This window comes from Mesorhizobium sp. M2A.F.Ca.ET.067.02.1.1 (genome assembly GCF_004023285.1).
GTDB lineage: Bacteria > Pseudomonadota > Alphaproteobacteria > Rhizobiales > Rhizobiaceae > Mesorhizobium.
The window spans coordinates 1-1,305 of the sequence record NZ_RZSB01001118.1 but is presented as its reverse complement, the minus strand read 5'-3'; the positions used below and the strand labels follow the sequence as shown (position 1 = coordinate 1,305).

The following is a 1,305-nucleotide window of genomic DNA, read 5'->3' as shown; positions in this document are numbered from 1 at the left end:
GTCAGGGACATGCTTGGCCTCTTTGTCGCCTTCAATCACGGTTGAAGAATTCACATGTCGCATGCCGGCCGCGTCAAGTTCCGGCCGTTCGGCGCGATAGCGTCGATGATCTGCGGCCAGTCGTTGCGGTGCAGCTCATGGCCGCCGCCTTCGATCTTGACCAGCCTTGCGCCGGGAACCACCTTTGCCAACGCCTCGCCATGTTCGATCGGAAAGAGCGGATCGGCGGTGCCGTGGATGACGAGCAGCGGTGCCATCAGGTCTCGCACCGTCCGTTTCGGGCCGCCGCCCTTGAGCAGGAAATGGTTGGTCGCGCTGGCGAGGCCGCCGGAACGATCATAGTCCGCCTCGATCATCGCGTGCGTGCGTTCCTCGTCGAATGGATGGCGCGTGCTGGCGATCGCGCGGGCGTCCTTGACCATGAAGTCGAGCACCTGCTTCCTGTTCGACCAGTCGACGTCGCCGCCTTGCGCCGAATGCTCCTTGTAGGCTTCGGTCGGTCCGGGCAGGCCGGACGTATCGACGCCGAGCGGCGAAGATGAGATCACGGTGAGCGCGCTGACGCGTTCAGGATATTTCAGCGCCACGTTCTGCGCGAGCATGCCGCCCATCGACAGGCCGACGACATGCCCCTTGCCGACGCCGTGGTCGTCGAGCACGCGGATGGCATCGTCCACCATATCCCCGAAATTGTAGGGCGGCGTGCCCGGCGGGTATTTCGTCGACAGTCCAGTGTCGCGGTTGTCGTAGCGGATGACAAAGCGGCCGCGCCTGGCGAGTTGCCGGCAGAAGGGTTCCGGCCACCACAGCATCGAGGCCATGGCGCCCATGATCAGAAGGATCGGCGGATCTTTCGGACTGCCGAAGCTTTCCGAAACGATGTCGGGGCGCTGCGCCGCGTAGGTCATCTGCTCCTCCAATCCGATTGCATTTTGCAATCAGTTGCACGATAGTGAAACCGATATCATAATGCAACTGGTTTTTCTGGAGACTGCCATGAACATCGACCGCCGGTCCGGTTGCCCGATCAATCTGTCGCTCGAAGTGTTCGGCGACCGTTGGAGCCTGATCATCCTGCGCGACGTGATCTTTGGCGGCCGGCGCCATTTTCGCGAGCTGCTCAATGGCTCGCTGGAGGGCATCGCCTCCAACATCCTGGCCGACCGGCTGAAGCGGCTGATGGCGCTCGGCCTGCTGACCAAGGCCGACGATCCCAGCCACAAGCAGAAGGCGATCTACAGCCTGACCGAGATGGCGATCACGCTGGTGCCGATCATGGCGCAGCTCGGCGCCTGGGGCCGGGTC

Annotated in this window: 2 protein-coding genes; one reads left to right on the top strand and one right to left on the bottom strand. The window is 63.0% G+C overall.

Annotated features, from left to right (window positions below):
* Positions 1-50: 50 nt before the first annotated feature.
* Complete coding sequence (locus tag EOA28_RS35965) at positions 51-908, bottom strand: alpha/beta hydrolase (RefSeq protein ID WP_127250536.1); 858 nt, start codon at positions 906-908, stop codon at positions 51-53.
* An 88-nt stretch (positions 909-996) separates the two neighbouring features.
* On the opposite strand from EOA28_RS35965, the gene EOA28_RS35960 reads away from it, so the two are divergent.
* Positions 997-1,305: helix-turn-helix domain-containing protein (locus EOA28_RS35960; protein ID WP_148671115.1), on the top strand; the 309-nt coding region annotated here is incomplete at its 3' end.